The organism is Streptomyces sp. A01, from assembly GCF_059026195.1.
Genome location: NZ_JBWLKN010000001.1, coordinates 329725 through 351762, shown reverse-complemented (window position 1 = coordinate 351762; position 22038 = coordinate 329725). Strand labels below are relative to the sequence as shown.

The 22038-nt window shown below is 72.5% G+C and carries 19 protein-coding genes and 1 pseudogene; 7 read left to right on the top strand and 13 right to left on the bottom strand.

What is annotated here, in order from left to right; genetic code table 11:
* Positions 1-246: 246 nt before the first annotated feature.
* On the top strand, positions 247-660 hold the full coding sequence (locus tag AC5P1B_RS01325) for a DUF2795 domain-containing protein (RefSeq protein ID WP_493884248.1): 414 nt from the start codon (positions 247-249) through the stop codon (positions 658-660).
* A gap of 230 nt (positions 661-890) precedes the next feature.
* Here the strand turns inward: AC5P1B_RS01325 and AC5P1B_RS01320 are convergent, their stop codons facing one another.
* From AC5P1B_RS01320 to AC5P1B_RS01285, 8 genes are all read right to left on the bottom strand, one after another.
* Positions 891-1349 (bottom strand): SRPBCC family protein, encoded by a 459-nt coding sequence (locus AC5P1B_RS01320; RefSeq protein ID WP_493884247.1) that lies wholly within the window; start codon positions 1347-1349, stop codon positions 891-893.
* A gap of 170 nt (positions 1350-1519) precedes the next feature.
* Complete coding sequence (locus tag AC5P1B_RS01315; RefSeq protein WP_493884246.1) at positions 1520-3208, bottom strand: phytoene desaturase family protein; 1689 nt, start codon at positions 3206-3208, stop codon at positions 1520-1522.
* Positions 3209-3216: 8 nt separating this feature from the next.
* The gene (locus tag AC5P1B_RS01310; RefSeq protein WP_493884245.1) at positions 3217-4314 is read right to left on the bottom strand and encodes an NAD-dependent epimerase/dehydratase family protein; all 1098 of its coding nucleotides are present in this window, start codon (positions 4312-4314) and stop codon (positions 3217-3219) included.
* A gap of 225 nt (positions 4315-4539) precedes the next feature.
* Positions 4540-4944 carry a D-ribose pyranase gene (rbsD, locus tag AC5P1B_RS01305; protein ID WP_493884244.1) on the bottom strand — a complete coding sequence of 135 codons (405 nt, stop codon included), beginning with the start codon at positions 4942-4944 and terminating at the stop codon, positions 4540-4542.
* Positions 4941-5849, bottom strand: coding sequence for a ribokinase (rbsK, locus tag AC5P1B_RS01300; protein WP_493884243.1), 909 nt, complete (start codon positions 5847-5849; stop codon positions 4941-4943). The genes rbsD and rbsK overlap by 4 nt, the downstream gene beginning before the upstream one ends.
* A gap of 220 nt (positions 5850-6069) precedes the next feature.
* Positions 6070-7962, bottom strand: coding sequence for an ABC transporter permease/substrate-binding protein (locus tag AC5P1B_RS01295; protein ID WP_493884484.1), 1893 nt, complete (start codon positions 7960-7962; stop codon positions 6070-6072).
* Between the two features lie 94 nt (positions 7963-8056).
* Positions 8057-9592: a sugar ABC transporter ATP-binding protein gene (locus AC5P1B_RS01290; protein WP_493884483.1), complete on the bottom strand. Its 1536-nt coding sequence runs from the start codon at positions 9590-9592 to the stop codon at positions 8057-8059.
* A gap of 47 nt (positions 9593-9639) precedes the next feature.
* Complete coding sequence (locus tag AC5P1B_RS01285) at positions 9640-10644, bottom strand: LacI family DNA-binding transcriptional regulator (RefSeq protein ID WP_493884242.1); 1005 nt, start codon at positions 10642-10644, stop codon at positions 9640-9642.
* A 367-nt stretch (positions 10645-11011) separates the two neighbouring features.
* Between AC5P1B_RS01285 and AC5P1B_RS01280 the strand changes: the two are divergent.
* Positions 11012-11644: pseudogene (locus tag AC5P1B_RS01280) on the top strand (CocE/NonD family hydrolase); the annotation flags it as partial.
* A 114-nt stretch (positions 11645-11758) separates the two neighbouring features.
* Here the strand turns inward: AC5P1B_RS01280 and AC5P1B_RS01275 are convergent.
* The 4 genes from AC5P1B_RS01275 to AC5P1B_RS01260 form a co-directional block, all read right to left on the bottom strand.
* A complete protein-coding gene (locus AC5P1B_RS01275) occupies positions 11759-12247 on the bottom strand; it encodes a GNAT family N-acetyltransferase (RefSeq protein ID WP_493884241.1) in 489 nt (162 codons plus the stop codon).
* Between the two features lie 231 nt (positions 12248-12478).
* A complete protein-coding gene (locus AC5P1B_RS01270; RefSeq protein WP_493884240.1) occupies positions 12479-13309 on the bottom strand; it encodes a DUF1206 domain-containing protein in 831 nt (276 codons plus the stop codon).
* 150 nt (positions 13310-13459) lie between these two features.
* Positions 13460-14692, bottom strand: coding sequence for a threonine synthase (locus AC5P1B_RS01265; protein ID WP_493884239.1), 1233 nt, complete (start codon positions 14690-14692; stop codon positions 13460-13462).
* A gap of 134 nt (positions 14693-14826) precedes the next feature.
* Positions 14827-15561: a TetR/AcrR family transcriptional regulator gene (locus AC5P1B_RS01260; protein ID WP_493884238.1), complete on the bottom strand. Its 735-nt coding sequence runs from the start codon at positions 15559-15561 to the stop codon at positions 14827-14829.
* 432 nt (positions 15562-15993) lie between these two features.
* Here AC5P1B_RS01260 and AC5P1B_RS01255 point away from each other — a divergent pair, with 432 nt between their 5' ends.
* Together AC5P1B_RS01255 and AC5P1B_RS01250 are read left to right on the top strand one after the other, a co-directional pair.
* Positions 15994-17079: an NAD-dependent epimerase/dehydratase family protein gene (locus tag AC5P1B_RS01255; protein WP_493884237.1), complete on the top strand. Its 1086-nt coding sequence runs from the start codon at positions 15994-15996 to the stop codon at positions 17077-17079.
* Positions 17080-17288: 209 nt separating this feature from the next.
* On the top strand, positions 17289-17489 hold the full coding sequence (locus tag AC5P1B_RS01250) for a hypothetical protein (protein ID WP_493884236.1): 201 nt from the start codon (positions 17289-17291) through the stop codon (positions 17487-17489).
* Between the two features lie 110 nt (positions 17490-17599).
* On the opposite strand, the gene AC5P1B_RS01245 is transcribed toward AC5P1B_RS01250, so the two are convergent.
* Entirely contained in the window at positions 17600-18484 is an 885-nt protein-coding gene (locus AC5P1B_RS01245; protein ID WP_493884235.1) for an SDR family oxidoreductase, read from the bottom strand.
* Positions 18485-18793: 309 nt separating this feature from the next.
* On the opposite strand from AC5P1B_RS01245, the gene AC5P1B_RS01240 reads away from it, so the two are divergent.
* From AC5P1B_RS01240 to AC5P1B_RS01230, 3 genes are all read left to right on the top strand, one after another.
* Entirely contained in the window at positions 18794-19021 is a 228-nt protein-coding gene (locus AC5P1B_RS01240; RefSeq protein ID WP_493884482.1) for a DUF6480 family protein, read from the top strand.
* Positions 19022-19184: 163 nt separating this feature from the next.
* Entirely contained in the window at positions 19185-20012 is an 828-nt protein-coding gene (locus AC5P1B_RS01235) for a VOC family protein (RefSeq protein WP_493884234.1), read from the top strand.
* Positions 20013-20160: 148 nt separating this feature from the next.
* Positions 20161-21984, top strand: a complete 1824-nt coding sequence (locus AC5P1B_RS01230) for a thiamine pyrophosphate-requiring protein (protein ID WP_493884233.1) — start codon at positions 20161-20163, stop codon at positions 21982-21984.
* Positions 21985-22038 lie beyond the last annotated feature (54 nt).

Genomic DNA, 22038 nt, shown 5'->3' with positions numbered 1-22038 from the left:
CTCCACCCATCGGGGGTGCGGCGAGTGACACGCTTGTGTGTCCGGCGCCGGACACCGCCACCGCCGCACGGCTCGCCGCACTCGCGGCCTCGTCGGGCCCGTTCCCGAGGCACACAGGGCCCAGCCGCCCCGGAGGGCAGCCGCCGCACCCCGCGCTCCGGCCGCGGCTTGTGTAACCGGCGCCGACCAGGGAACCCGCGTGCAAAGCCTCTCTGATCCGCAACGGAACCCGAACTGGAGGCCAGCATGACCACGCATGGCAGGAACAAGACCGGTCCGCTCCGGGATGACGAGATGAAGAAGGAGCTCCAGGGCGAGCTGAAGGCCGGGCGGGCGCTCCGGGCCGAGGAGGAGCATGAACTTCAGCCGTCCGGCGAGGACCAGCCGGTCGCGGACAGGGAGCCGGGCGGGAGGGCCTCGGGCTCCACGCCGCCGGGCATGACCCACGGCGACGTCGAGACACGCACCGAGCTGGCCAAGCACCTCGAACGCGGCATCTATCCGGCCGACCGCAGCACCATCCTGGCCACCCTCAGGGACCACAACGCCCCCGACCGCCTGATCCAGCTCGCCGATCGGCTTCCGGAAGGCGGGCGGTACGAGAACGTCCAGGACATCGCTCGCGGCCTCGGGCTGGGCGTGGAGGACTACCGGACCTGACCGCCGGGGACCTGACCGTGCCCCATGCTCCGGCGGCCCGTGGCCGGGACAGGGCGGGGGCCGACACCGATCGACGTGTCGGCCCCCGCCCCCCGCGTTCCCTCATGCACCCTCGCATGTCCCCATAGGTGAGCCCTTGTAGGCCCTCGCTCCACGCGTTGCCTGCAGGCCAGGATGCCGCGGGGCAGCCCGCGCGGGGCGCCGGTGTCCGTGCTCAGCGGTGTCCGTGCTCAGTCCATCGGTTGTGCGAACTCCGGGGTGGACGCCTCGACGGTCTGGGCCAGCCGGTCGAGCATCTTGCGGTGCCGCAGCTGGAGCACGGCGTCGACGGCGACGTTGTGCAGCTTCGCGCCCGCGCCGCGCAGCGGGTGCTCGTCCACGGTGATCAGGGACCCCGTCGACCAGGGCCGTACGTTGATGGCGATGCGCGCGGTGCCGAGGGCGCCCGCCTCTGCTTCGAGTTCGAGGTTTCCTGGCTCCTCGCAGATACGGACCGTCGTACGGCCCCGCAGGTCCCATGGCCCGAGGCGCACCGTGTAGCGGATGCGGGCGCCCACGGCGGGCCAGTCCGGGTCCGCCTCCTCGGAGTCATGGGTGCCCACGACCCACTCGGAGTAGAGCGCGCCATCGCTGAGCACAGCCCACACCGCCGCGGGGGACCGCCGCACCAGAACGTGTCGCATTGCCATGGGAACCACTCCTGACTGCTGTTGGGACGGTCAAACGTGCTTGCCGTACGTGCCTGCTCTGCCGTACGCCTGCTCTGCTGTACGTACCTGCTGCTCCGCATGCCTGCCGCGGTGCCGATCGGTCATGCCGAGTGTCGCGCTGCTCACCGTCCGGAGCCGACGGGGTCCTGTCAGTGGCTGGGGATGTCCTTTCCGCTGGTGAGCGCCCGCTGGAGGGCTGCCAGCCCGGGGGCGAGCACATGACGCACGACGGGCAGTCGCGCGCGCAGTGCGGCGCGGGCCGCGTTGGCTCCGCAGGCGCCGTGCACGCCGCCCCCGGGGTGGGCGGACGCCGAGGCCAGATACAGGCCGGTGACAGGGGTCTCCGGGCGCCCCGTTCCCGGTACGGGGCGGAAGAAGAGCTGCTGGTGGATGGCGGCCGTCCCGCCGTTGAGTGCTCCGTTGCGCAGGCTCTGGTCGCGCTCCTCCAGGTCGGGCGGGGCGAGGACGCGCCGGGCGGCGACGCGGTCGCGGAAACCTGGGGCGCGCCGTTCGACTTCGGCCTCGACGCGGTCGGCCATGGCCTCGCGCTCCCCCGGGCCCCACGCGCCGGTGATCCCGGCCTCGCCCGCGTCCCCGGCGGGCTGCTGGGGCAGGTGTGTGTAGGCCCACGCCGCCTCGGTGCCCGGCGGTGACCGGCTCGGGTCGGCGGTGGTCATCTGCCCCAGGAGCGCGTAGGGCCGGTCGGGTATCCGACGGGTGGCCAGCTGTGCGTTGTACCGCGTCATGTGGTCGATGCCGTCGGCGAGGTGGACAGTGCCCGCCTCGGCGGCCTCGGGCGCGAGCCAGGGAACGGGTCCCGTCAGCGCCCAGTCGACCTTGAAGGTCGCGTAATCCCACTGGAAGCGGCGGATGTCGTCGTGCAGCCGGTCCGGCAGCTCCTCCGGGCTGACGAGGTGCCCGTACAGCGCGGGCGCCGGTACGTCGGCGAGGACCGCGCGCCCCGCGTCCACGGTGTCGCCGTCAGCGGTGACCACGCCGACGGCCCGGCCGCGTCGGACCAGGACCTTCCGTACCGGCGCCGAGCACCGCACGCTTCCGCCCTTGGACTCAAGGCGCCGTACGAGAGCGTCGGTGAGGCTGTTCGCTCCCCCCACGGGCACCGGCCAGCCGTGGTGCTGCCCGAGCATCGCCAGCAGCCAGCCGAACATGGTGGTGCCCGACGACTCGGGAGAGAAGTCGGCGTGCAGGGCGCATCCTGCCAGCAGGAGCGGCCCGCCAAGCCCGGTGAAGTCCTCCGCACCGAGCTGCCGCACGGGCGTCATGAGCATGCGCAGCAGCCGCAGCCCGCCCGCCGCCCTGACCTTGGCGGCCAGCGCGACCGTGGCGCGTACCGGCGGGAAGGGGCTGAAGAGCGCGCGCAGCAGGTCGGGGCCGAGCCGGTCCCACAGCCGGGTGAGGCGCAGATACGCCTCGCCGTCTCTGTTTCCGAACGCTTCGAGGCCCGCGGCTGTGCGGTGCCTGTCGCGGTGCAGGACGGCGCAGCGGCCGTCGGGCAGGGGGTGGGCGAGGACGGCGGGGGCGTGGCTCCAGGACAGGCCCCAGCGTTCGAGTTCCAGGGCCCGGATGGCCGGTGAGGCGACGGCCAGCGGGTGGAAGGAGCTGAAGATGTCGGTCACGTAGTCCGGGTGCACGCCGCGGTCGCTGCGTACCGCGCCGCCGGGGTGCGGTTGTGCTTCGAGGACGAGAACCTGCCAGCCCGCGTCGGCGAGGACGTTGGCGGCCACCAGGCCGTTGGGCCCGGCGCCGACCACGAGGGCGTCGGGCGCTCCCGGCTGCCGCCCGCCTCCGGTCGCGAGGGTAGGCCGCCGGCCGGGCACGGGCGCACTCACTGGCGTCCCCCCACGCCGCTGGCCGCCTCGCCGAAGCGCCCGCCCGGCACCCTGGGCGTCAAGGGCGGGGTGGCCATGCCGGATCTGTCGCGCAGGCCCGCCAGGAGTTCGGTGACCGCCTCGCCCGCCGACCAGGCCGGGTGCCAGCCCAGTTCGTCCCTGGCGCGGCTGGTGTCCATGACCGGGAAGCGCAGGACGGCCTCGAAAAGACTTCCGGGGGCGGGCAGCAGCCGCAGCCGCCACGCCGTGTCCACGGCGGCGCGTGACACCGCGTGGGGCACCCGTACGACGCGTGCTCCCAGCAACCGCGCGAGCGTGCGGGCGTCGATGACCGGGTCCGCCGCGAGATTGAAGGCCCCGTGCACCTGGCCGGTGGCGGCCAGATGGAAGGCGCGGGCCGCGTCATCGGTGTGCAGCGCCTGAAAGCGCAAGCCGGGGATGTCCGGCACGACGCGGATGAGGCGGGGCCGCAGCAACCGGCCGGGAAGGAACGGCCCGGCGAAGATGCGGCGCTGCTGGCTCGCCGACTGCCGCTTGAAGACGATGCCGGGGCGCATGCGGACGACGCGGATGCCCGGGTGTTCGCGACTGAAGGAGTCCAGCATCCGCTCCACGTAGGCGTTCTCCCGGCAGTACGCGGACTCCGGCCAGCCGTGCGTGGGCCAGCTCTCGTCCACCGCGTGGTCCTTCGGGCCCGGGGAGTAGGCGGCGACCGATGAGGCGTGGATGAGCGCGGGCACTCCCGCCGTGGCCACGGCCCGGAAGACGCGCTCGCTGCCTCCGACGTTGTTGCGCCAGGTGACGGCGGGGTGGTGGGAGGGGTGGAACAGCCACCCCAGATGGATGACGGCGTCCGCCCCGGCGAAGTACGCGGCGAGCCCGGGGTCCTCGGTGACGTCCACGCTCGCCCATGTCGTCTTGGGGGCGGTCCAGCCGGGTGCTCTGCGGGCCACTCCCACGATCGAGGCCACCTGGGAGTCCGCGGCCAGCGACCGCACGACGCTCGTGCCGATGTTGCCGGTGGCCCCGACCACGACGATGCGCAGCCCGTCGCCCGGCGTGGTCTCCCTGCCCGTCCCCGTCTCCGTGCCCATGCTCACGGTCCTTCCCGTGTGTACGGGCCCGCGTGCACGGTCGGGCCCGCTCACGCTGAACAGGCGTGTCATGAGCCCACCGGGTACCCCACTGGCCCACAGGGAAACAGCGCCGGAAACCGGACCCGCACGCCACCGGGCTGCTCCATCCGGTGCTGCGCCCGGTGCTTCAGCCGGCTGCTTCACCCGTCTGCCGCGTCCGGCGTCCGGGGCGCCGAAGGATGTTCAGAAGGGCACGCCGCAGCGCAGCAGCACGTTCGCGTACGGCCGGGCCTCCCCCGTACGGACCACCAGCCGCGCCGCGGCCGTACGGGCCTTCAGCTCCTCGTGCGGGACCAGCTCCAGGGCCGGTCCCGGCGGGCCCGGGAAGGACCCGGCCAGCAGGGCGGCGGTGGCCGGGTTGTGGTCGCGTACCTCCAGCGCCGCCGTGGCCCCCTCGATCACCAGCTCCTCCAGCAGGCCCTCAAGCACGACAGCGAACGAGGGCACTCCGGCCCGGAAGGCGAGATCCACCACCAGCGCGCTCGCCGGGATCGGCAGACCGGCGTCGCACACCATCACCGTGTCGGTGTGGCCGAGGAGGGCGAGCGCACCGGAGAGGTGGCGGTTGAGGATGCCGCTGCGTTTCACGAGGCGGGGATGTCCTCGCTGGTGGGATACGACGCCTGAGCCCCGCGCCGGGTCACGGCTACGGCGCCTACGCGGACCGCGAACCGCACCGCCGTCGCCAGGTCGTCTCCCCTGCCGAGCCGCAGCCCGAGCGCGCCCGTGAACGCGTCACCAGCGCCCGTGGTGTCCACGGCGGTCACGCGCGGCGCGGGCACGCGCACCACGCCCTGCCGGTCGGCGACCAGGGCACCGGCCGAGCCCAGGGTCACCACCACCGAACGCGGACCGCGGGCGAGCAGGGCGGCGGCCCACGCCTCGGGCTCGGCCGCCCCGTTGTGCGGGCCCTCGTCGAGCAGCATCCGGGCCTCGTGCTCGTTGACGACCAGGGGGTCACAGGCGGCCAGCACGTCGGCGGGCAGCGCGGCCGGGGGCGAGGGGTTGAGCAGCACCCGGGTGCCTGGCCGTACCGTGCGTACCACCTCGGCGACCGTCTCCAGCGGGATCTCCAGCTGCATCGAGACGACCCGGGCCGCCGCCAGCAGGCCGCTCGCCGCCCGCACATCGGCGGGTGCGAGGCAGGCGTTGGCGCCCGGCGCGACGACGATGCTGTTGTCACCGGACGGGTCCACCGTGATCAGCGCTACGCCGGTGGGCGCGCCGCCGACCAGTACGCCCCGGGTGTCCACACCGGCGGCGCGCTGCGCGTCCAGCAGCAGCTCGCCGTGCGGGTCGTCACCGACGCGGGCGAGCAGTGCCGCGCGGGCTCCCAGCCTGGCGGCGGCGACGGCCTGGTTGGCGCCCTTGCCGCCGGGGTGGATCACCAGGTCGGAACCGAGGACGGTCTCACCGGCCGCCGGGCGGCGGTCGACACCGACCACGAGGTCGGCGTTGGCCGACCCTACGACCAGCAGGTCGTAGTCGAGCATCTCGTACGTCCTTTCGTGTGACTGATGGTTCTCATGACGCATGGCTCAGGGGTCTCGTGGGGCATCGCTCGCGTGGCGCGTGGCCCGTACTGGATGGCTGATGACCGCGTGGATGGCGGATGGCGGATGGCGGATGGGGCCGCGCGCGTGGCGCGGCCCCTGCCGACCGTACGGGACCGGCCGTACCGAACCTCCGCACGGGACCGTCCCTACGGGACCGTCACTTGGCGGTGATGATCTTCACCGGCACCTTCACCGTACGGGCGGTCTTGTCGCCCTCGGCGAGCTTCACCGCGTTCCTGACCGCCAGCCTGCCCAGCTCCTTGGGCTGCTGGGCCACGGTCGCCGCCAGCGAGCCGTCGCGCACGGCCTTCAGCCCGTCCGGGGTGCCGTCGAAGCCGACGACCTTGACCGACTTGCCCGCCTTGGGCCCCAGGGCCTTGGCCGCGCCGAGCGCCATCTCGTCGTTCTCGGCGAAGATCCCGTCGATGCCGCGGTGCGCCTGGAGCAGGTTGGTCGTCACGTCCAGGCCCTTGGCCCGGTCGAAGTCGGCGGGCTGCTTGCTGACGACCTTGATTTCGGGGTACGCCTTCATGCCCTCGGCGAAGCCCTTGCCGCGCTCGCGTGACGCGGAGGTTCCTGCGGTGCCCTGGAGGACCAGAATCCGGCCCTTGCCGTCGAGTTGCTCGGCCAGTGCCCTGGCGGCCAGCTTGCCGCCCGCGACGTTGTCGGAGACGACGACGGTGGCGACGTCCGCCTTGTTGACGCCGCGGTCGGCGGCGACGACGGGGATGCCCGCGTCATTGGCGGCCTGCACGGCCGGGCTCGCCGCGTCCGAGTCCACCGGGTTGATCACGATCGACCGCACGTCGCGGCTGGTGAAGTTCTGCAGCTGGTTGGCCTGCTGCGACGCGTCGTTCTGGGCGTCGGTGACGCTCAGTTCGGCGCCGAGCCGCTTGGCCTCCGCCTGGGCGCCCGCCTTCATCTGCACGAAGAACGGGTTGTTGAGCGTGGAGACCGACAGGCCCACCTTGGTGCCCGAACCGGACGAGCCCGACCGCCACTGCGAGACCCCGAACAGCAGCCCCGCCGCCAGCGCGGCGGCGACCACGTACGTCACGGCCCGGGCGCCCTTGCGGCCCGGGCGCCCCGGTCCTGACGCGCCGGAGGCACCCGCGGCCCCGGTGGCGGGGCGTGCGCCCGCGCGGCGCCGTGCCGTGTCCAGCAGCACCGCCAGCGCGATGACCACACCGATGACGACCTGCTGCCAGAACGCGGAGACCTCCAGCAGGTTGAGCCCGTTGCGGAGCACCGCGAGGATCAGTGCGCCGATCAGCGTGCCGGACGCCTTGCCGACGCCCCCGGACAGGCTGGCGCCGCCGATCACCACCGCGGCGATGGCGTCGAGTTCGTAGCCGACGGCGGCCTGCGGCTGCGCCGAGGACAGCCGGGAGGCGAGCACGATGCCCGCCACGGCGGCGAACGCGCCGGACAGCGCGTAGATCACGAGCTTCTGACGGCGTACCCGGATGCCGGACAGCCGCGCCGCTTCCTCATTGCCGCCGATCGCGTACATCGAACGGCCTATGAACGTACGGCCGAGCACCCCGGCCGTCAGCAGTCCCATGACCACCATCACGATCACGGGCACCGGCAACCAGCCACCGAGCGTGTCACCCAGGGTGGAAACCGGATCGGGCAGCGCGATCGGGCTGCCCTGGGAGATGACCAGGGACAGGCCACGGGCGATGGACAGCATGGCGAGGGTGGCGATGAACGGCGGCAGCTTGCCGAACGAGACCAGCGCGCCACTCACCAGCCCGCAGGCCACGCCGGTGGCGACCGCGAGCACCACGGCCAGCCACACCGGCAGGCCGTGTGAGGTCGCTGTCCAGGCCAGGACGGTCGCGGACAGGGCCGCCACCGAACCGACGGACAGGTCGATGCCCGCCGAGACGATGACGAAGGTGACGCCGAACGCGAGGATCGCGGTCACCGCTGCCTGCACGCCCACATTCAGCAGGTTCTGGGTGGTCAGGAAGTCGCCGGACAGCAGCGACATCGCCACCAGCAGCACCACCAGGGCGCTGAGCGCTCCGTTGTCGAGCAGCATCCGCCGCAGCGGCAGCGAACTCCCCGCGGTCTTGGCTGAGCCGGTCTTGGCTGAGCCGGTCTTGGCTGAGCCAGCCTTGGCCGCGCCGGTCGTGTCAGTGGCCACGGGAGCCCTCCGTTTCCTTTACGGCCAGGGCCATCACGGCGTCCTGGGTCGCTTCCTGCGCGTCGAGTTCACCGGCGATCCGCCCCTGAGCCATGACCAGGACCCGGTCGCTCATGCCCAGCACCTCGGGGAGGTCGCTGGAGATCATCAGGACCGCGTGGCCTGACGCCGTCAGTTCGTTGATGAGCTGGTAGATCTCGACCTTCGCGCCGACGTCGATGCCGCGCGTCGGCTCGTCGAGGATCAGCACCTTGCTGTCGGCGAGCAGCCACTTGCCGATGACGATCTTCTGCTGGTTGCCGCCGGACAGGGTGCGCACCCGCTGGTCGAGACCCGCCATCCGGACCGCGAGCTGCTCCGCGACGCGCGCTGCGGCGCGCCGCTGCCCGGCCCGGTCCACCAGCCCGGCGCGGGTCGCGCGACGCATGGTGACCAGGCCCAGGTTCTCGTCCACCGGGGCGTCGAGGACCAGGCCCTGGCCCTTGCGGTCCTCCGGTACGAGGCCGATCCCGGCGTCCATCGCGGCGGGCACATCATGGCCGCTCAGCACCCGGCCCAGCACCTCGACGGTGCCCGAGTCGTACGGGTCGGCGCCGAACACGGCACGCGCCACCTCGGTGCGCCCCGCACCGACGAGCCCGGCCAGGCCGACCACCTCTCCGGCGCGCACCTCGAAGGAGACGTCGTGGAAGACGCCGTCGCGGGTGAGCCCTTCGACCTTCAGCAGCGGCGGGGCGCCCGCGTCCGGCTCGCTGGTGCGCTCGCGCGGGTACTGCTGCTCGATGCTGCGGCCGACCATGAGCCGTACGAGTTCGTCCTCGTCGGTGTCCGCGGGGACCTGCTGGACGCTGCGGCCGTCGCGCAGCACGGTGACCCGGTCGCCGAGAGCGGCGATCTCCTCCAGGTGGTGCGTGATGAAGACGATCCCCGCCCCGTCGGCGCGCAGCGCGCGGACGATGCGGAACAGCTTGTCGACCTCGTCGGTGGTGAGCACGGCGGTCGGCTCGTCCATGATCAGAACCCGGGCGTCCAGGCTGAGCGCCTTGGCGATCTCCACCATCTGCAACCGGGCGATGCCCAGTTCGCGAATCCGGGTGCGGGGGTCGACTCCGACACCGACCCGGTCGAGCAGCGCAGCGGCGTCCGCGTACATCTTCTTGCGGTCCACGATGCCCAGGCGGCGCGGCTGGCGGCCGAGGAAGATGTTCTCGGCGACGCTCAGCTCGGGGACGAGGTTGAACTCCTGGTGGATGGTGGCGATGCCGAACCGTTCCGCGTCCCGTGCGCCCTGGATGCGGACCGGGTCGCCGTCGATGAACACACGCCCGCCGTCGGGCTGGTGGACACCGGAGAGCGCCTTGATGAGCGTGCTCTTCCCCGCGCCGTTCTCGCCGAGCAGGACGTGTACCTCACCGGCGCGCAGGTCGAAGTCGACGCCGTCGAGGGCCACGACGCCGGGGAACGTCTTGCGCAGGCCCTCCGTGCGCAGCAGTTCGCGCGCGGGCGACGGGGTCCGGTCCTGAATGGGGGGCCGGTCGTGGCTGGCGTGGGCTTGGCTGGGCGGCCGCTTGCTCAACGGTTGCTCCCTTCTTCGCCGCAGGAGCGGCGTGCGACGAGGCGGGCCGACAAGGCCACGGACTCGGCGGGGCGGCCCTCGACCACGTCGATCAGGGCCCGTACGGCGGCACGGCCCAGCTCGCCGGTCGGCTGGGCGACGGCGGTGATCGGCGGGTCGGTGTGCACGAACCACGGGATGTCGTCGAACGCGGCCAGCGCCACATCGTCGGGGACGCGCAGTCCACGCGCCCTGATCTCGTCCATCGCGCCCAGCGCCATGAGGTTGTCGGCGGCGAAGATCGCCTCGGGCGGCTCGGGAAGCGCGAGGAAGCCCGCGGTGACACGACGTCCGCTGTCCGCCTGGAAGTCGCCCTGCCCGATGTACGCGGCGGGCAGCGCGAGGCCGAACTCGCGCAGCGCGGACCGGAAGGCGTCGACCCGCTCACGTCCCGTGGTGGTGGCGGCGGGTCCCGCGATGATCGCGAGCCGACGGTGCCCCAGCGCGTGCAGATGCGCGACGAGGTCACGCACCGCCGAGCGCCCGTCCGTACGGACCACGGGGACGTCGACCCCGTGCATCCAGCGGTCGACGAAGACCATCGGGGTGCCCGAGCGTGCCGCGTCCAGCATCAGTGGCGAGCCGCCGTCGGTCGGGCTGACCAGCAGGCCGTCGATGCGCCGGTCCAGCAGGGTGCGGACGTGATGGTCCTGGAGATCGGGGCGTTCGTCGGCGTTGCCGATGATGACGCTGTAGCCCAGCGCGCGGGCCTCGTCCTCCACGGAGCGGGCCAGTTCGGTGAAGAACGGGTTGAGCACGTCGCTGATGACGAGCCCGAGGGTCCGGGTCTGGTCGGTACGCAACGAGCGGGCCACGGCGTTGGGCCGGTAGCCGAGCCCGGCGACAGCGGCCAGCACCCGGTCGCGGGTATCCGCGCGAACGGACGGGTGATCGTTGAGCACCCGGGAGACCGTGGCGACGGAGACCCCGGCATGCCGAGCGACGTCCTTGATGCTCGCCATCCGCGTTCCACCTCCTTGTGGAATCGATTACAAGGACGAATGAAATCGATTACATCAGCGGAACGCAAGACTCCGGGCCCCCTCCGAGACGTAATCGTGACCCCCGGGGGCGGGCGTGGGCGGGACGGGACGTAGGGACACCGCCGCCCCCGCAGAGGGTGTTCGCGCCTGCGCGGAGGCGGGGCGCTGGCGGGCGCCGGGCTCCGCCCGCGCCCACACAGGACGGACTACCCGTCGATCCGCGCCCGTGGTCCGTAGCGCTACGCGCCCGCGCCCGCGCGGGGCGGGGAGCGGTCCGCACGATCAGGCGGCTGAGCACGGTGGAACGGCGCGGCGGTGCGGCGCGGTGCGGAGGCGCGGTGCGGTGCCGGCCACCGCCACGACCGACTGGTTCCCCGCCCCGGACGGGGCTCTCACCCAGCGCGCCCCCGTGGGGTCCGCGCCGCTGACGTCCTTCCGCTACGACCCGGCCGACCCCACCCCCTCAATGGGCGGGCCCCTCCTCTCCCGCGCCGCCGGTCCCCGCGACAACGGCGACCTCGAAGCGCGGGAGGACGTCCTGACGTTCACCAGCCCGCCGCTGACCGAGCCCGTGGACGCTCTCGGCCCCGTCTCCGCGCGGCTGCGGGTCTCCACGGACACCGGCTACGCCGATGTCTTCGCCCGGCTCTGCGACGTGGACGCGCAAGGGCGTTCCACCAATGTCTGCGACGGGCTGACCCGGCTGCGGACCACCGGGGAGACTCCCTCGGACGTCACCGTGCCGATGAGCTCCACCGCCCACCGCTTCGCCGCCGGGCACCGCGTCCGCCTCCAGATCAGCGGAGGCGCCCATCCGCGCTACGCCCGTCACTCCGGCACCGGGGAGCCGTCGGCCGATGCCACTAGCCTTACGCCGGTACACATCACGCTGCACTCCGGCTCAGCGGTGACGCTCCCCCAGGATTCCGGGGCAGACGGCCCTTCGGGGTCCGCGAGGCGTGACGCGCCCCATCAATGAACGCGGTCAATGATCGGGGACAGTGATCGGGGCCGATGATCGGGTAGGAGGGCCAGGAGGCCCGGTCCTCCTACCGGCGCGGAGCGGTCCCGCATCCGGCACTGCCGGTGACGCTCAGCCGCACGGGGCTTCGGCATCGCGCGTGAGCCAGACATAGCCGACCGGCTGAGCAACGTTCCAACTCCCGGCAAGGTGGGCTTCAACCGGCACGAACCCGGCCCCCCGATAGCACCGCAGAGCTGTCTCGTTGTCCGGATGCACCCGCATGAAGACGTCGGAACAGCCCGCCCCGAGAGCCTGCGCGAGAAGCCCTCGCACCAGCACACGGCCGAGCCCCTTCCCGCGGATGCCGGGCGCCACAATGATCCGGGCGAGCTCGGCCTCGTCTTCCTCGGCGTCGAACCACAACTCTCCGTAACCGATGACTTTCTCATCCTCGACGAGGATGTGGGCCCGCACGTCGTCGTCCCGCTGCCAGTCAGTGATCGTCTGCGGGGTCACGGGGAACTCCTGCCGCCCGCACCACATGACGACCTCCCTCAAAGAAGTCGGCCAGCCCGCCACCGTGACGGCATGAGCGGCGGCAAACGGAAGAAGATCCATAGGTGTCAACCCATCCAGGGCCACGACCTGATGTGTACGGGCACCGGCCAGTCGGCTCAGCCACCACGCAGGCCGACAGTACGTGCCCCGCCTGTCCCTATCCACCTTTGCGTCGCGTGCGCATACCGCCGTCGCACACAGGCCCCACCGCACCCCCACACAACGGCCAAGCCCGACGTCCCTGAGATGCCGGGACGGGGCCCACAACACCTGTCACCAACAGGCGCCCGGTCAGACCCTGCGCCAGCGGGCCAGTGCGAGCGAGAAGACGCCGAACAGCACCAGCCCCACCGCGATCAGCGCCAGCAGCCACGGCCCCGCCGGGGTGTCGGCGAAAGTACGCAGTGTGTCGTCCATGCCCTTGGCCTCGTCCGGGTCGTAGGCGACCGCCGCCTTGACAGCGAAGCCGCCCGCGACGACGAAGAACACACCGCGCGCGATGCCACCGCTGACGCCCAGGAAGTCGACCGCCTTCCGGGCGTCACGGGACATCAGCGTGCTCTTCAGATGCTTGCGGAACTTCCGCAGCGCCGCCCGTACGGCGATCACCACGCCCGCCCCGGCCACCGCCAGCCCGGCGACGGCGACCAGCCACTGACCGGCGGGCATCCCCAGGACGTCGGCCGTCACGTCCCGCGACCGCTTGTCGCTCGATCCGCTGCCCTTCTCCCTGGCCGCGAAGGAGATCACCGAGTACGCGACCACGGCGTAGAACACGCATCGTGCGGCGGACAGCAGCCGCTTGCTCGCCTTGTGCCCACCGGGCCCGGCGGCCCCGAACAGGGCCTCCGACAGCCGCCACAGCGCCATCGCGGCGAGCCCGACGCCGATCGCCCAGATCAGGAAGGACCCGAAGGGCCTCTCGGCGAGTTCCCGCAAGGCCCCGCCGCTGTCGGCCTGTTCGCTGCCGCCGCCGGACGCGATCCGCAACGCCAGCAGCCCCACGAGGATGTAGACCACCCCACGGGCGGCCAGCCCCCAGCGTGCGGCTCCGTCCATGGCCGAACTGTTCGCGACCCGCCGGGCGGTGGCCCGTCCTCGTCTCGCGGTGAAGGCGCTCATCTCGTACCCTCCTGCCTTGGTCCCCTTCCGGGGTGCCCCGGGTTCCCCGGAGGAAACAGGGAGGAAACAGCCCGCCGCCGCTTCGGGCCGCGGCCCCGGCGTCACGGGGCCACGGGCCCCCGGGTCACGGTCACGGCACCACGGCCGTCATCACTCCCCGACGCCCGCGGCCCGCAGTATGCGGCGCACTTCCTTCCATTCCGGGTCGACCGTGGTGGCCGTGGTGGGCGTGCCGGAGGCGACGCCGCGGTCCTTGAAGCCGCTGGAGGTGGAAACGCAGACGACCGGGCCGACCGGGCCGTCGACGTGTTCGACGCTCCGCAGCCCCGCGAGTGCCGCGGCGCTGGAGAGTTCCGCCCAGAGGCCGCCCCGGGCCATGTCGCGCTGGGCGGCTCTCATCTGCTCGTCGGTGACGAGCAGGGCACGGCCGCCACTGTCCCGCAGGGCGACCACCCCGCGGTAACCGCTGACCGCGGAGTCGATCGCGTAGGCGTCGGTCGGTCCCACGGTGACGCGTGCGGCGGGGAGTCCCTGGCGCACCGCGGCGGCGAGGGGGCCACCGGCGGCGGGTTCGCATCCGAACATCCGGGGGACCGTCGCCGTCAGGCCCAGATCGCGCAGTTCGGCGAAGCCCTTCCAGACGCCGAAGAGGAGTTCGCCGTATCCGGTGGGCAGGAACACGGCCTCCGGCACACCGATCTCGGTGTGGATCTCGTACGCGATGGTCTTGTAGCCCTCGGGGCCGAAGGGGTGGCCGGTGTGCGTGGGGGTGAGGTTGCTGACGGGGTGCAGGCCCATCCGGTCGACGATCTGTCGCATCAGGGGCCATCGCGCGGCTTCCGGCACCGGCAGCACGACGGCGCCGTAGGCGTGCAGGAACGCGTCGACCGCGGGCGGTGTTCCGGCGGACGCGAGGACGACGCACCGCAGACCGGCGCGAGCGGCGAACGCCGCAGCGGACGCCCCGTGGTTACCGGAGGAAGCGACCACGATGCCCGGCGCGCCGACCCCCAGGGCGGCGCTGACCGTGCAGCGGTTGAGCCGGTCCTTGTGGCTCCAGGTGGGGTTGCGTGACTCGTCCTTCACGTAGACCCCGGGCTCCAGCTCGACCAGCGGCGTACCGCCTTCGCCGAGACCGGGCGCGGCCAGCGGCGGAAGGAGTTGCGCCCACCGCTCCAGCCCTGCACCGCACGACGCGGAGCCCCCCGCCGAGAGGAAATCGTGGCTCACGCGCGCGTAGGCGTAGTCCACTTCGACGGGGTAGGAGACGGTGTCCGTGCTGGTTCGGGGGCAGCCGTGGGTGAGTGGCGGCCACAGCGGATAGGTGAGGTCCGGGTCGCCCAGTGATCGCTGGGCGGTCGCCAGCGTCGCGTCTGTCGTCACGCCGACCGAGCCTAACCCGGTCTTCAACCCTGGAGGGTGGGCCTTCGATCCTGCTGGGCGGGCGGATGGTCGCCGCTGTCGCCGTCCGGCGTCGTCCGTGTCGTACGGTGTCCGTTCTACGGCTGCTACGGCTGCTACGGCGGGGAGGGCCCGGCTCCGGCCGCGCCAGGTTCCGGCCCCGCCGTCGCGGGAAGCCAGCCGTGGGGGCGCAGGACGCCGACGAGGATCATGACGAGTTCGTCGACGATCTGGTCGAGGGTCGCGGTGACACAACCGGCGGACCAGTCGTGCAGGAGGCCGTTGACCGCGCCGATGAAGGCGGTCGCCGCGACCCGGTAGTCCCGGCGGGCGGCCTCGCCGCGCTGGGCCGCCGCGGCCGCCTCCGCGAGCATGAGATCGGTCCAGCGAGCCCGCCGGGCGAAGCGCCGGCTCTCCAGCGCGGCGCTGACACCGACGACTTCGACGAACGCGATCCGGACGTACCGTGTATCGCGGGTGACGACCTGGGCGTACGCGCGGAAGGCGGCGGCGGCCCGCTGCTCGACGCCGAGCGCGGCGGTCTCGCCGAGCGCCGCCGTGGCGGCTTCCTCGGCTCGGTCGTTGACCTGGTGGTGGAGGACCGACAGCACCTCTTCGAGGTTGCGGAACTCCTCGTAGAACTGGCGTGTCGACAAGCCCGCGGCGTCGCACAGGGCCGTGACCGAGGTGGAGCGGTAGCCAGGGCTGTCGCCGAAGAGCTGCAGCCCCGCGGCGAGCAGTCGGCGCCGCCGCTCAGCGCGCCGTTCGGCCGCCGGTTTGCCCGCGTACCCGCGCGTGGTCCGCGTGGCGGCGTCCGGCCCTCCAGCGTCCCCACCCCAGTCGTCCGTCACGTTCCTCCCGCGCCTCGCTCGCGCCCGCGGCCTCGCGACCGGCCCGGCCCCGACCGACCCACCGACCGACTGGCAGGCAGGCAGGCAGGCAGGCAGGCAGGCAGGCAGGCAGGCAGGCAGGCGATTCTGAACAGTGGCCTTTTCGGACTGCTGCCAGGATGAGGCAGCCGCAGGGGGTGATCAAGCCCTCCGCGCGGAGAAAGCCAGGCTCTCGGGGCGCGGGGGTCCCCACGCGCCGGGACGGTGCCGCGGCCGCCGCCGCGCCCGGTGTTTGCGCCGGAAGACCCCGGGATACCCGGAATGCCCGTGGAGCGGGCGAAAAGCCGCAGACACGCACATTGGCGCGACTGTGCGGTCCCGTATCCCCCGCACCGCCACATCCGCATCGCCACATCCGCACGGACACAGCAGAGCAGCAGAGGGGCGCCAGCGATGACGAGCCGAACACCTCCAGGTAGCCGCCCACTGCGCGTCGTGGTGGTCGGGGCCACCGGCAATGTCGGTACGGGCGTGGTCAGGTCACTCGCTCGCGACCCCCGCATCGGTTCCCTCGTCGGAATCGCCCGGCGGAGGCCGGACTGGGCCCAGCCGAAGACGACGTGGGTGGAAGCGGACGTCGGCGACGAGCGGTCCGGACTCACCGGGCACTTCCAGGGTGCGGACGCGGTGATCCATCTGGCCTGGCTGTTCCAGCCCACCCACGATCCGGTCACCACGTGGCGCACGAACGTCGAGGGGAGCATCCGGGTCTTCGACGCCGTGAGCGCCGCCGAGGTCCCCGTCCTGGTCTACTCCTCGTCCGTGGGGGCCTATTCGCCCGGCCCCAAGGACCGGGCCGTGGACGAGTCCTGGCCGACACACGGCTGGCCCGAGGCCGCCTATCCGCGGGAGAAGGCGTACGTGGAGCGCGTCCTTGACGCCTTCGAACTGGCCCACCCCGGCATCCGGGTGACACGGATGCGGCCCGGCTTCATCTTCCAGCGGTCGGCTTCGCCGGAGCAGCGCCGGCTCTTCGCCGGGCCCTTCGTGCCCGGACGGCTCGCCCGCCCGGGACTGGTCCCGGTGGTGCCCGACGTGCCGGGGCTGCGGTTCCAGGTGCTGCACACCGATGACGCGGCCGAGGCGTTCGTGCGGGCCGTGACGCGCCCCGTGAGCGGAGCCTTCAACCTCGCCGCCGAGCCGGTGGTGGACGCCAGGGAGCTGGCCACGCTGCTCGGCGCGCGGCTGGTGCCGGTGCCGGCGGGCGCCGCGTCGGCCGCGGTGGCGGCGCTGTGGCGGCTGCGCCTGGTGCCCGCCACGCCAGGGCTCCTCCGCACGGTGTTGCGGCTGCCGGTCATGGATACCGGCCGCGCCGCCGACGAGCTCGGCTGGCAGCCCCAGCACAGCGCCCACTACGCGCTGACGGAGCTCCTTGAAGGGCTGCGGAAGCCCGTCGGCGCGCCCACTCCGCCGCTGCGCGGCCGTCGGCCCGGCGGGAGGCTGGGCGAGCTGGCGTCGGGTGTGGGCGGGCGCCCGTAACGCGTCACGCCGTACGCGGACGCCGCGGTGGCCGACTTGCGCACACGACGTGAGCACACGGCTGAACATGCGGCATTACCACATGGCGTTCGATGGATGCCGCAACCGGTTCGGATGACCTTGCGTGTCTTGCCGTGACCTTTGGGCCGATCGGGTGGATATCCCTGTCGATGGCACAAGCCGACAAACACGCAAGGCGAGGAATCGACATGAGGATGAAGGCCACCGCTCTCGGCGCGATGGTGCTGGCGTCTGTCTTGCCGACCGGGACCGCGTACGCCGACGAGACGCACCACAACTCGCACAACGCGCCGCAGTGGGCGCTGATTTCGACGGGACAGATCGACGACCCGCTGGAGGACGTGCTGGAGCACGCCACGCTCTTCGGCAATACCCACATGGTCGACTGAGCGATCGGCTGAACAGCTGGGTGGCTGGGTGACCGCGTCCGGCTGAGTGGCATGGCGCCCGGCGGGCTGCGCGATCCGCCCGCCGGCCGTGCCCCCGCCGCATGCCCCGATCAGGGCAACGGCGTGCCGCCCGTCGCGTTGACGATCTCCGCGGTGATGTAGCTCGCCTCCGCCGACGCGAGGAAGACGTAGGCGGGAGCGATTTCGGCCGGTTGCCCGGCGCGGCCGATCGGGGCCTGCGCGCCGAACTTCTGGGTGTCCGGCAGCGTGGCGGGGATCAGCGGCGTCCATACCGGCCCCGGCGCCACCGCGTTGACCCGGATGCCGCGCTCCACCAGCATCGCGGCGAGCCCCTGGGTGAACGTGATGATGGCGCCCTTGGTCATGGCGTAGTCGAGCAGGTGCGGGCTGGGCTTGTACGCCTGGACGGAGGTGGTGTTGATGATGCTGCCGCCCTCGGGTATGTGCGGGAGCGCCATCTTGGAGAGCCAGAACATGCCGTACAGGTTGGTGCGCGTCACCCGGTCGAACTGCTCGGTGGTGATCTTCTCGATGCCGTCCGGCTGCGACATCTGGAAGGCGGCGTTGTTCACCAGGACGTCGATGGTGCCGAACTCGGCGACGGCCCGGCGGATCAGCTCCTCGCAGGCGCTCTCCTCGCGGATGTCGCAGGAGACCGCGACCGCCCGCCGCCCGGCCTCCGTCACCAGCCGCGATGTCTCCGCGGCCTCGTGTTCCTCCTCCTCCAGGTAGGTGAAGACGACGTCCGCGCCTTCCCTGGCGTACGCCAGGGCCACCGCGCGTCCGATGCCGGAGTCACCGCCGGTGATCACGGTGTGGCGGCCTTCCATCCGGCCGCTTCCCTGGTACGAGGATTCGCCGTGGTCCGGCCGGGGTTCCATGCGCTCGGTGTCACCGGGGTGCGGCTGGTCCTGCTGCGGGAACTCCGGCTGCGGGTGCTGGTCGACGGGGTTCGGCGGTCGGCGGTCGGTCATAGGGCGACTCCTCCGGTCTCCTCGCTGGTCGGGGCCGTGTCAGCGGCTGCTCCCCAGCGGCCTGCGCCCTCGACGGAGCACGGTCCGTCTTCTACTCATACAGGAGTATTCGGTCCCTGGCGTGCCGGTGCTGGACCGTTGGGCGCGGGGCAGGCGGCGGGGCGCGTTCGCTGGCTGGTGCGGCGGGCCGTCCGCGCTCGCGCGCCACGCCGGGCGGGCCAGCCGCCGCCCTGCCGGCCGCGGGGAACCCTCGTCACGCGTACCCGACTCGCAGGTGTGAAACCTGGGCCGGGCGTCTACTCGTACGACATGGACAACAAGAATCCCGATCCGGACCCCGACAGCACCCCGGGCCTGGAGCCCGGCGGGTCGGTGCCACCAGGGGAGACTCCGCCCGCCGAGAGCAGCACGTGCGACGCGGGGCCGGAGGAAACCTACAACCCGACGACAGGGTGGGCCAAGGCTCCCCTGTTCCTCATCGGCGTGCTGGTCCTCGCCGCGCTGGTCTACTTCATCGCCCGCATCTGGCTGCAGTGAGCACCGCCCGCCCCCACAGGCGGCGTCCGCCAGGGCGCGGCGAGCGCGCCCGTCCGCTGAGGCGGAGCGATCCGGGCGGGCGAGCCGACGTGCGCGCCCCTGGCCGAGCTGGCAAGGTGACCGGCGGGGGCACGCGGTGGGGGCCAGCCCGAATGGAACGGGAATGAGTCGAGAACCCATGCCGGCCGTCGGCCCCGCGCCGGGCCCCAGACAAGCGGTGCCGGGCGCTCCCTGCTGGGTGAGCCTGCTGGCCCGTGACCTCCGTGCTTCCCAGGACTTCTACCGCGCCGTCTTCGGCTGGACCTACCGTCCCGCCCGGCTGGGCGAGGAGTTCGCCGTCGCCCTCGCGGGCGGCGCGCCCGTCGCCGGGCTCGGCGCCCTGGCCGACACCCTGCGCATCGCCGTGTCCTGGACGCCCTACTTCGCCGTGAAGAACGCCGACGAGACCGCGTCCCGGGTCCGCGAACGCGGCGCCACGGTCGCGGTCGGTCCCCTGGCGTTCGGTACCGGCCGCGCCGCGCTGGCCGCCGACCCGGACGGCGCCGTCTTCGGCCTGTGGGAAGGCAGGGTGCCGTCGTGGACGGTGGGGCGCGGCGCGGCTCCGGCGTGGCTGGAGCTGCGTACCCGCGACGCGTTCGCCGCCGCGATCTTCTACGCGCAGGTCTTCGGATGGGCCCAGGCCGACGAGACCGGCTGCGACGTGGAGTACGTCGACGACCAGGTACTCGTCCGCGACCGGGGGCACACGGTCGCCGGGCTGCGCGGCGGGGCCGTGGAGGCGGCGCCCGACCCCCGGGTACGCCCGCGCTGGCACGTGTACTTCGAGGTCCCCGACGTGGACAAGGCGGCGGAGGCGGCCGTGGCCGCCGGGGGCGGCGTCGCCTCCGAACCCGCCCTGACCGACACGGGATACGAGGCGACCCTCCATGACCCGGACCACGGCCTCTTCACCATCACGGGGCAGCGCGAACGGCGTGAACAGCGCGAATAGCCGTAATCGTCGCGCCCCGCGCACTGAGCTTTTCCCCCCGGCGCGCGTTTCCCCGCCGCCGGTTGGGTGACTCGCCGCTTGTTCCCGGCCACGGTCCCGGCCCCCGCCAGCGAGCGTCCGGTCCGTCGCCCGACCCGACAGGAGACTCATGTCCGCCAAGGTGTCCGACTACGTACTGCAACGCCTCCGCGAGTGGGACGTGGAGCATGTCTTCGCCTACCCCGGAGACGGCATCAACGGCCTGCTGGCCGCCTGGGAGCGGGCCGGCAACCGGCCGGTGTTCCTCCAGTCGCGCCATGAGGAGATGTCCGCCTTCGAGGCCGTGGGATACGCGAAGTTCTCCGGCCGGGTGGGGGTCTGCGCGGCGACCTCGGGGCCGGGCGCGATTCACCTGCTCAACGGCCTCTACGACGCGAAGCTCGACCACGTGCCGGTCGTGGCGATCGTCGGGCAGACCAACCGCAGTGCCATGGGCGGCTCGTATCAGCAGGAAGTCGACCTGCTGAGCCTGTACAAGGACGTGGCGTCGGACTTCTGCGAGATGGTGACCGTCCCTGAGCAGCTGCCGAACGTGCTCGACCGGGCCATGCGGACGGCGTACGCGAAGCGCACCGTGACGGCCCTCATCATCCCCGCTGACGTACAGGAACTGGACTACTCGCCACCGCAGCACGCCTTCAAGATGGTCCCTTCGAGCCTGGGCATCGCCGCCAGCGCGCCGGTGCCCGCCGAAGCGGACATCGCGCGTGCGGCGGAGCTGCTCAACGACGGCGAGAAGGTCGCCATCCTCATCGGGCAGGGCGCCAGGACAGCGCGGGCCGAGGTCGAGGAGGTCGCCGAGGTGCTGTCGGCCGGGGTGGCCAAGGCGCTGCTCGGCAAGGACGTACTCTCCGACGACCTGCCGTACGTGACCGGCTCGATCGGCCTGCTGGGCACCAGGCCGTCGTACGAGCTGATGCGCGACTGCGACACCCTCCTGGTGATCGGCTCCAGCTTCCCGTACTCGCAGTTCCTGCCGGAGTACGGGCAGGCGCGCGCGGTGCAGATCGACATCGACCCGCACATGATCGGGATGCGCTACCCGTTCGAGATCAACCTGGCGGGCGACGCCGAGCGGACCCTCAAGCAACTGCTGCCCCAGTTGCGGCGCAAGAAGCACGGGGCGTGGCGCAAGAAGATCGAGGAGAACACGGCGCACTGGTGGAAGGTGATGGAACGCCGCGCCAGCGTCACGGCCGACCCGATCAACCCCGAGTACGTGGCGTCCACCCTGGACGGGCTGCTGCCGGACGACGCGATCATCACCGCCGACTCGGGGTCGGCCGCCAACTGGTACGCCAGGCATCTGCGCATCCGCGGTGCGATGCGCGGTTCCCTGTCGGGCACGCTGGCGACGATGGGTCCCGGCGTGCCGTACGCGATCGGGGCCAAGTTCGCGCATCCGGGGCGGCCCGCGATCGCCCTCGTCGGTGACGGCGCCATGCAGATGAACGGGCTCGCGGAGATGATCACTGTCGCCAAGTACTGGCGCGAATGGCACGACCCCCGCCTGGTGGTGGCCGTCCTCAACAACCAGGACCTCAACCAGGTCACCTGGGAGATGCGCGCCATGTCCGGCTCGCCGCAGTTCCTGGCCTCACAGGCCCTCCCCGACGTGCCGTACGCGGAATTCGCCCGCTCCATCGGGCTCGACGGGGTGCGGGTGGAGGAACCGGCCGGGGTGGAGTCCGCCTGGCGTCAGGCGCTCAGCGCCGACCGGCCCTTCGTCATCGACTTCCGCACCGACCCTGCCGTGCCCCCGATCCCCCCGCACGCCACCCTCGACCAGATCGAGGCGGCGGCCTCCGCCGTGCTGCGCGGCGACAGCGACCGGGGCAGCGTGCTGCGGCAGGGCCTGAAGGCGAAGGTGCAGGAGATGCTGCCGGGCGGCAAGAGCCGCAAGGACGGAACGGGCGAGGGGCACGAGCGGTGAGCGCGGCGCCGCTCATCGCACCCCCGCACCGGGAGGGCTGACGATGGCCCACTC